This is a genomic window from Mesorhizobium sp. M5C.F.Ca.IN.020.32.2.1, assembly GCF_004023105.1.
Taxonomy (GTDB): domain Bacteria; phylum Pseudomonadota; class Alphaproteobacteria; order Rhizobiales; family Rhizobiaceae; genus Mesorhizobium; species Mesorhizobium wenxiniae.
The window spans coordinates 1-8,219 of record NZ_RZSX01000208.1 but is presented as its reverse complement, the minus strand read 5'-3'; the positions used below and the strand labels follow the sequence as shown (position 1 = coordinate 8,219).

Annotated in this window: 7 protein-coding genes and 1 pseudogene; 7 read left to right on the top strand and 1 reads right to left on the bottom strand. The window is 64.8% G+C overall.

The genetic code is table 11. The annotated features are described in order from the left end of the window. Nucleotides 1-2 precede the first annotated feature (2 nt). The 5 genes from EOA86_RS41215 to EOA86_RS12960 all read left to right on the top strand — a co-directional run bounded on the left by EOA86_RS41215 (nt 3) and on the right by EOA86_RS12960 (nt 5,338). Complete coding sequence (locus tag EOA86_RS41215) at nt 3-1,325, top strand: xanthine dehydrogenase family protein molybdopterin-binding subunit (protein WP_281035656.1); 1,323 nt, start codon at nt 3-5, stop codon at nt 1,323-1,325. Nucleotide 1,326: 1 nt separating this feature from the next. Beyond that, nucleotides 1,327-2,331, top strand: coding sequence for a molybdopterin cofactor-binding domain-containing protein (locus tag EOA86_RS41210; protein WP_127209646.1), 1,005 nt, complete (start codon nt 1,327-1,329; stop codon nt 2,329-2,331). A gap of 9 nt (nt 2,332-2,340) precedes the next feature. Further along, nucleotides 2,341-3,222: a MoxR family ATPase gene (locus EOA86_RS12970; RefSeq protein ID WP_127209645.1), complete on the top strand. Its 882-nt coding sequence runs from the start codon at nt 2,341-2,343 to the stop codon at nt 3,220-3,222. Nucleotides 3,223-3,311: 89 nt separating this feature from the next. Further along, nucleotides 3,312-4,451, top strand: a complete 1,140-nt coding sequence (locus EOA86_RS12965) for a VWA domain-containing protein (protein ID WP_127209651.1) — start codon at nt 3,312-3,314, stop codon at nt 4,449-4,451. Next, nucleotides 4,451-5,338 (top strand): amidohydrolase, encoded by an 888-nt coding sequence (locus EOA86_RS12960; protein WP_164891721.1) that lies wholly within the window; start codon nt 4,451-4,453, stop codon nt 5,336-5,338. Before EOA86_RS12965 ends, EOA86_RS12960 begins: the two co-directional genes overlap by 1 nt. A 199-nt stretch (nt 5,339-5,537) precedes the next feature. Here the strand turns inward: EOA86_RS12960 and EOA86_RS12955 are convergent. Continuing rightward, nucleotides 5,538-6,437: pseudogene (locus tag EOA86_RS12955) on the bottom strand (MFS transporter); the annotation flags it as partial. Between the two features lie 206 nt (nt 6,438-6,643). Between EOA86_RS12955 and EOA86_RS12950 the strand changes: the two are divergent. Further along, on the top strand, nt 6,644-7,645 hold the full coding sequence (locus EOA86_RS12950; protein WP_128342007.1) for an ornithine cyclodeaminase family protein: 1,002 nt from the start codon (nt 6,644-6,646) through the stop codon (nt 7,643-7,645). Beyond that, the coding region (locus EOA86_RS12945; RefSeq protein ID WP_164891719.1) for an aromatic amino acid lyase at nt 7,642-8,219 on the top strand (578 nt) is incomplete at its 3' end. The genes EOA86_RS12950 and EOA86_RS12945, both read left to right, overlap by 4 nt.

Genomic DNA, 8,219 nt, shown 5'->3' with positions numbered 1-8,219 from the left:
ATCTGCACGAGATCGGCCAACCACGGCCGCGCTCCGATTCACCCGGCCATGTCACCGGCAAAACCGCCTATTTCGCCGACCGCAATTTTCCCGGCATGCTGCATTTGAAGATGGTGCGCAGCCCGCATCATCACGCCCGCATCCGCGGCATCGACACTTCGGAGGCCGAGAAACATCCAGGCGTCGTCAAGGTGCTGACCGCCAAGGATGTGCCGCACAATGTCTACACCATCCTGATCCTGATCCAGATCGGGCCGGAGGACGAGACGGTGCTGGCCGATGGCAAGGTTCGCTGGAAGGGCGAGGCGGTGGTGGCAGTGCTCGCCGAGACCGAGCGTGCCGCCCAGGAAGCGGCGGCCAAGGTCAAGATCGATTACGAAGTGCTGCCGGCCGTCTTCGACATGGAGGAAGCGCTGAAGCCCGGCGCGCCGATAGTGAACGAATATCACGGCCGGAACTATTATCTCTATGACAGCGGCGAATGCCGCAAGGTACGCTTCGGCGATGTCGAGGCCGGCTTCGCCGGGGCCGATCACGTGCTCGAACAGACCTACCAATCCTCGCCGATCGAACACGCACCGACCGAGACGACCGGCTGTATCGTCGCGCCGGAGGGCAATGACCGCTTCACCTGCTACACCAACACGCAGGCGATGTTCTTCACCCTCGACAACGCCTCGATCATCCTGCAGATGCCTGGCAACAAGCTGCATTTCGTCGGCGGCACCGTCGGCGGCGGTTTTGGCGGCAAGGTCGACGTCATCGTCGAGCCGATCGCCATCCTCGGCGCCAAGCTGACCGGGCGGCCGGTCTCCTTCATCTACAGCCGCGAGGAGGAGATGCAGATCTCCTCGCCGCGCGCCGCCGAAAAGGTCGTCATCAAGGATGGCGTCATGAAGGATGGCCGCATGGTCGCCCGCAAAGTCACCGGCTACACCGATGCCGGCGCCTACTCACGCCATTCGCCCTATGGCGCGCAGAAGGGCGCTGGCCACTACCCCGGCCCTTACACGATCCCGAATGTCTGGATCGACACCTACTGCGTCTACACCAACCGCACGCCTTCCTCCGCCATGCGCGGCTTCGGCGTCACCATCGGCGATTTCGCGCTGGAGGTGCAGATGGACAAGCTCGCCCGGTTGATCGGCATGGACCCGCTCGAATTCCGCTTCATCAATGCCTACCGCGACGGCGACATGAAGGCGCACCGCCAGCCGACCGAAGGCGCTGCGCTGATCGAGTGCATGCAGGAAGCGTCGCGCACCGCCAACTGGCCGGTGGCGGAGAAGTTCATGGCGATGTCGTCCTACGCGAAGGGAGCTTGAGATGGCGATCAGGCGTGGACGCGGCGTCGCCGCAATCAACTATCCGACCGGGATGAACCTCGGCGGTGACCCGACCCAGGCGCTGGTGCATTCGACGCCGACCGGCAATTTCATGGTGACGCTGTCGAGCGTCGATCTCGGCCAGGGCATGAAGCAGATCATGGCGCAGATCTGCGCCGAGACGATCGGCGTGCCGTCCGACCGCGTCGTCGTCGACACCGCCGACACCGATACCGGCCCGCACTGCATGGGCACCTTCGCCTCGCGCGGCACCCACCGCGCCGGCAACGCCGTCATCCAGGCGGCCAGGGAAGCCCGCCAGGTGATGCTGGAAGTGGCGGCCGAGGAACTGGAAGTGAATGCGTCGGACCTCGAAACCGACGGCCAAGGCAACATCCTGGTCAAGGGCGCGCCGCAAAAATCGATTTCGATCTTCGATGTCGCGCTGTCGGCTCACTTCAAGCGCGGCCGCTCGATCTCCGGTCGCGGCATGTTTTTGATCCCCCGCTCCTATCCCGAGAAAGAAACCGGCGCGATGAAGCCGTCGACCTGCTACGCCCACGCCTGCACGGTGGCCGAGGTCGAGGTCGATGACGAGACCGGCGAGGTCACCGTGCTGACGATCAAGAACATTTTTGAGATCGGCCGCGCGCTGAACCCGAAGATGGTTGAGCAGCAGCTCATCGGCGGCTCATGGATGGGCATCAGCCACGCGCTCTACGAGACGACTGAACCCTATTATCCCAATCGCGATCATGGCGGCACCGACTTCAACCAGTATCTTATGCCGGGTCCTGGCGATCTTGCGCAAACCGAGATCATCGTGCTGGAACGACCCTCGGCCGACGGCCCGTACGGCGCCAAGGGGCCAGGCGAAATGTGCGCCAACCCGCAGATCCCGGCGGTCGCCAATGCCGTCTTCGACGCCGTCGGCGTGCGCATCGACACGCTGCCGATCACGCCGGAGCGCATCCTGCGCGCGTTGAAGGCGCAAGCCCCGAACTGAGTGTTGGAAATGCCCAAGAGAAGCGCCGAGACTGTCGCGACCTCGCCGGAGGCGGTGGCGTCGCACCTCGCCGCCTCGCGCTATCTGGCCGATGAAAGCCTGGCGACTGCCGTCTTCCTGGCGATCCGGCTGGGCAAGCCGCTGCTGCTCGAAGGCTCGCCGGGCGTCGGCAAGACGGAAGCGGCCAAGGCGATAGCTGAAGTGCTCGGGCGCGACCTCGTGCGGCTGCAATGCTATGAAGGCATCGACGCCGCGCATGCGCTCTACGAATGGAACTACCAGCGCCAGCTGCTCGCCATCCGTCATGCCGGCGAGCATGAGGTCGACATCTATGACGACCGTTTCCTGATCGCGCGGCCGCTGCTGCAGGTGCTGAAGGCGCCGGAAAAGCGCGTGCTGCTGGTCGACGAGATCGACCGTTCCGATCATGAGTTCGAAGCGCTGCTGCTGGAGTTTCTTTCCGATTTCCAGATCAGCATTCCTGAGAGAGGCACCATCCGCGCGACGGCGCAGCCGATCGTCATCCTGACCTCGAACCGTACGCGCGAGCTGGCGGAAGCGCTGCGGCGGCGCTGCGTCTATCACTGGATTACCTATCCCGACGCCGAGCGCGAAGCCGCCATCATCATGCTGCGCGCCGGCGATGTCGCCGAGGCCACGGCGCGTGCGGTGGCTGCTGCCGTGCACGATATTCGCGCCCGTCCGCTGGCCAAGCCGCCGGGCATCGCCGAAGCGGTCGAATGGGCGAACGCCGCGACCATCCTCGAACAGGGCGGCAGCCCGTGGCCGGAAGCTTTTCGCCGCGCCATCGGCGTGCTGATCAAGGACGAGGAAGACCTGTCCTATATCGCCCCCGAGCTTGGCCAGATCGTCGAGGAGGCACTGGCGTGACACGCGACGTCAACGACCCCTTCGCCCCGTTCGCAGCGCGGCCGAACACGGATCGACCTCACCGCTGGCGGGACAGCACCCGCGAAGGAATGATGCGGGGAGAAAACTTACCCCTGGCGGCAGCACCCATGCTCGGCTTTGGCCGGCTGCTGCGCCGCTATGGCTTCCCGGTGGCGCCCGAGCAGGTATCGGGCTTCATGCAGGCGGTGACGCTACTTGGACCGCGCTCGATGATTGAGATCCACGAGGCAGCGCTTGCCACGCTGGCGCCGCCGCCGGACCGCCGCGACGAATTCGAGGCGCATTTCCAAAGCTATTTCTACGGCAGCAACGCCACGGCCGTGGTCGAAGGCGAGGCCGACGACGAAACCCGCATCAAGGATGACGGCGGCGCCGGCGACGAGGAGAACGAGGTGGCACGCCAGGCAGAAGGCGGCGATTTATCGTCCGGCGCCGAACTGTTGAGCGCCCGCGACTTCCAGCGCGACGGCGACGGGCTTGCCGCCTTCCGCCGCAAGCTCGCGACCGCCTTGCCCGCCCGCCGCTCCTTCCGCACCGTGCGCACGCACGCGCGCGGCAAGCTCGATCTGCGCCGTTCGCTGCGCGAAATTGTCAGTGCCGACGGCGATGTGCCGTCGCCGCTGCTGCGCCGCCGGCAGACCGTGCCGCGCAAGCTGCTGATCCTGATCGATGTGTCAGGCTCGATGAAGCTCTACACATCGGATTATCTCAAGCTGGCGCATGCGGCGGTGCAAGGTGCGGGCCGGGCTGAAATTTTCACCTTCGGCACGCGGCTGACCCGCATCACAGCGGCGCTGCGCATTCGCGACCGAGACCAGGCTCTGGCCCACGTGGCAGCACTGGTCGACGACTGGGACGGCGGCACCCGCATGGGACCGACGCTGCTCGCCTTCCTGTCTGTGCCGCGCTTTTCCGCTTTCGCGCGCGGGGCGGCGTTGGTCATCCTGTCCGACGCGCTGGAGCGCGGCGATCACGCCGAACTGGAAATGGCGATACGCCGGCTGAGCGCACGCGCCTTCCGTCTTTCGCTGGCGACGCCGCTGGCCGGCGATCCCCGTTTCCAGCCGGCAACGGCAGCGCTTCGCGCCATTCTGCCGGTGCTCGACGATCTGATCGATGGTTCGTCCATCGCCGGTCTCACCGATTTCATCCTGTCGCTCGCCCGCCCTGCCCCGGCGGCCGCAGCCATCTGGAAAAGGGTCTCATGATGCAGAAGGCGATCGACGCACACTTCCACATCTGGCGCCAAAAGGATCAGCCATGGCTGGTCGGCCCGATGGTGCCGCGCATCTTCGGACCCTATGAACCGATCCGCCGCGACTATCCGATCGAGGAATTCCTGGCCGATCAGCAAGGCTCAGGCGTCGAGAAGGCGGTCTATGTCCAGACCAACTGGGCCAAGGAGGATTTCGAGACCGAGGTCGCCTTCCTGCAGAAGACAGCCGACGAGACCGGCTGGCCGCATGCCATCGTCGGCTATGCCGACATGACGGTGGACGATATCAGGCCCCAGATCGACCGGCTGATCAAGTACCCCCTGCTGCGCGGCGTGCGCATGCAGCTGCACTGGCATGAAACGCCCGCCTTCCGCTTCGCCGCCTCGGCCGATCAGGTGATCGACCCGAAAGTGCGAGCCAATGTGGCGCGGCTGAAAGACTACGGCCTGTCCTTCGATCTGCAGCTTTTCCCCGCCCAGATGAAGGACGGGCTGACGCTTGTCGGCGAGAATCCTGAGACCAATTTCATCCTCACCCATGCCGGCATGCTGACCGATATGTCGGACGAAACCACGGAGGCCTGGAAGGCGGGACTGCGAACGCTTTCAGCGGCACCCAACCTCTACGCCAAGCTCTCCGGCCTCGGCACCTTCGTCCACCGCAACGACCCGGCGCTGATCGCCTATATCGTCGACAATGCAATCGACGTCCTCAGCAGCAATCATCTGATGTTCGGCTCGAACTTCCCGATCGAGAAACTGTGGACCAGCCACGCCGAGCTGATCAAGGCGCACCGGGAGGCGGTGGCCAAGCACGGCGTGGCCGCCGAGGCGGACATCTTTTGGAAAACTGCGGAGAAGGTATATCGGCCGGTGTAGCGCGGCGCCTTTCCTTCTCCCCTTGTGGGGAAGGTGGCCGAGCGAAGCTCGGTCGGATGAGGGGTGCTGGAAGGGTCGTTGCGTACAAGATATAAGCGCTTCAAACCATTTTATATTTTCTCGCTGCGTTTCTCCCAGCACCCCTCATCCGTCTCGGCGCTACGCGCCGATCCACAAGGGGAGAAGGTCAAGCCCGATTTCAGTTCCGCGGAAAATGGCCCGAAACCTCGGTGCCGCCGGCCGGCGGCAGCGCCAGGAAGCGGAGCGAGACCGCGAGCCCGATTGCGCCGATCACCAGGAAGGCAAGGCGGAAGTCGACCAGGTCGAGCGCCGGACCGCTTCTCGCGATCTGCGAGAGGTTTAGGAGCGCCGCGGCGACCGCCACGCCGAACAGCATCGCCTCTTGCTGCAGCATGCTGGACAGTGTCGCCGCCGAGCTGCGCTGCGATGAGGCTACGCCGGCGAAAGCCAGTGTGTTGACCGCGGTGACCTGCATCGAACGCGTCAGTCCGGCAATCAGCATCAGCGCCACCACCAGCGCTTGGGGGTCTGCGGCGATATCACTGCGCAGGCCATGATCGACAGCGATGCGATCACGCCGTTGAAGACCAGCACCGAACGGAAACCGAAGCGCCTCAGCGTCGGTGTCGTCACCGTCTTCATTCCGAGATTGCCGAGGAAATAGGCAAGGATCAGCATGCCGGCATCGACGGGTCTCAGGCCGAAGCCGACCTGGAACAACAGCGGCAACAGGAATGGCGTGGCGTTGATGGCGACCCGGAAAATGGTGCCGGCCGACAGTGTCGAGATGGCGAAAGTCTGCACCTTGAAAGCCGAGAGGTCGAGCAGCGGATTTTTTGCGCGCGCCAGATGGCGCACGGCCAGCCAGCCGACCAGGGTGCCGGCGGCAAGCAGCGCCACGGTCGGCATGGCGCCGTCTTCCGGATGGGCGATCCGCTCGAGGCCGTAGAGCATTGAGGCGAGCCGGCCGAGTCAGAAGAAAGCCCGGCCAGTCGAGCGGCCTGGTTTCGGAATCGCGGTGGCCGGGAATGAAGCGGGCGACCAGCGCCAGACCGGCCAGCCCGAGCGGAATGTTGATCCAGGCAATTGTCCGGCAAATCGATGACGCACCGGTTTGAACAAGCATTTGGGCGGCGCCGTCCAGACATGGACCAATAAACTTTCGTGTCGTATCGCGCCTTTTATGCGATGACTGAACCTAGCCACCGAACCAGCCTTTGACACTTCGCGATTTCGTTTCGCCTCTTCTGACTAGGACCTCTCTTCATTAGGACCAATCTGCGCATGAAGCCCATCTACATCGATTATCTCAACGCCCTCGACATCGAAGCCCTTGATATGGTCGATGCGGAAATCATCGATGCGGTCGAGGGCGGGCTGGTGGCGCAGGGCAACGGCCAGGCGGTGATCGAGCCGCGCGTCCATCTCGAGCCGGACCCGTCCTTCAACGGCCATTTCAATGTCCTGCGCGGCTACGTCGCGCCGCTCGATGCGGCGGGCGTCAAGATCGTCGGCGATTATGTCGACAATTACCTGCACGGCCTGCCATCGGAATTCGGCATCCTCAACCTGTTCGACCCGCGCACCGGCACGCCGCGCGCCATCCTCGACGCCACCGTCATCACCGACATGCGCACCGGTGCCGTCACCGCCATTGGCGCAAAACATCTGGCGAAAAAGACGTCGAAGATCCTCGGCCATATCGGCGCGCGCGGCACCGCCTACTGGAACGTGCGCCTGCTCGACCATCTCTTCGACTTCGAAGAGATCCGCGTGCATTCGCGTCGGCCGGAAAGCCGCGACGGCTTTGCCGCCAAGCTGTCCGCGGATCTCGGCAAGCCGGTCATGGCGGTCGCCGACTGGCGCGCTTGCGTCGAGGGCGCCGACATCGTGGTCGAGGCCTCGCGGCTGCCGGAACCGCAGCCGCTGCTGAAGACCGCATGGATCAAGCCCGGCGGGCTGGTGATGCCCTACGGCACGATGAGCGCGGTGGAGCTGTCGTTGACCGACATCATGGCAAAGATCGTCGTCGACGACTGGGGCCAGTGCAAGGGCGGCAAATTCGGCTCGCTGCGTGCCCATGTCGAGACCGGACGCCTGAGCGAGCAGACGCTGCACGCCGAACTTGGCCAGATCGCCGCCGGCCTCAAGCCGGGGCGCCAGAGCGACGACGAGACGATCCTGTTCTGGCATCGCGGCCTGTCGCTCTCAGATATCGCGCTGGGTAAGGCGATGCTGGCCAAGGCGCAGGCGCAAGGCATCGGCCAGCGGCTGCGTTTCGCATGAGCGCGCTTGTCCTCACCGGAACGGGCGTCAGCATCGAGGACGTCGCGGCGGTTGCCCGCGCCGGACGTAAGGTGGAGGTAGCCCCCGCGGTCATGGAGAGGCTGGACAGAGCGCGAAAAGTGCTCGACCGCGCCGCCGCTTCTGGCCAGCCGATCTATGGGCTCAATACCGGTCTCGGCGCCAATCTCGGCACGTCGGTTAGCGGCGACGCCAGCGCCTTTCAGCACCAGTTGCTGGAAGGACGCAGCGGCGCCGTGGGTGACGCGCTGCCACAAGACATCGTGCGGGCGACGATGCTTGCCCGCACCGCGATGTTTTCGGCCGGCGGTTCGGGCATTTCATCAGAGGTTTTCCTCGCACTCATCGGCGCGCTCAATGCCGGCGTGCATCCGGTGATGCCGTCGCTGGGCTCGATCGGCGACAGCGACCTGGTGCTGATGGCAACGCTCGGTCGCATGCTGACCGGCGACGGCGAAGCCGACTTTCAGGGCCGGCGCATGCCGGCGGCCAAGGCGCTTGCGATGGGCCGCCTCGCCCCCGTCAGCCTCGCCCCCAAGGACGGGCTGTCGCTGAT

Excerpts from the sequence above, each read along its gene's own strand:
- EOA86_RS41210 (WP_127209646.1), top strand. The coding sequence starts at position 1,327 with ATGGCGATCAGGCGTGGACGCGGCGTCGCCGCAATCAACTATCCGACC.
- EOA86_RS12970 (WP_127209645.1), top strand. The coding sequence starts at position 2,341 with ATGCCCAAGAGAAGCGCCGAGACTGTCGCGACCTCGCCGGAGGCGGTG.
- EOA86_RS12965 (WP_127209651.1), top strand. The coding sequence starts at position 3,312 with ATGATGCGGGGAGAAAACTTACCCCTGGCGGCAGCACCCATGCTCGGC.
- EOA86_RS12960 (WP_164891721.1), top strand. The coding sequence starts at position 4,451 with ATGCAGAAGGCGATCGACGCACACTTCCACATCTGGCGCCAAAAGGAT.
- EOA86_RS12950 (WP_128342007.1), top strand. The coding sequence starts at position 6,644 with ATGAAGCCCATCTACATCGATTATCTCAACGCCCTCGACATCGAAGCC.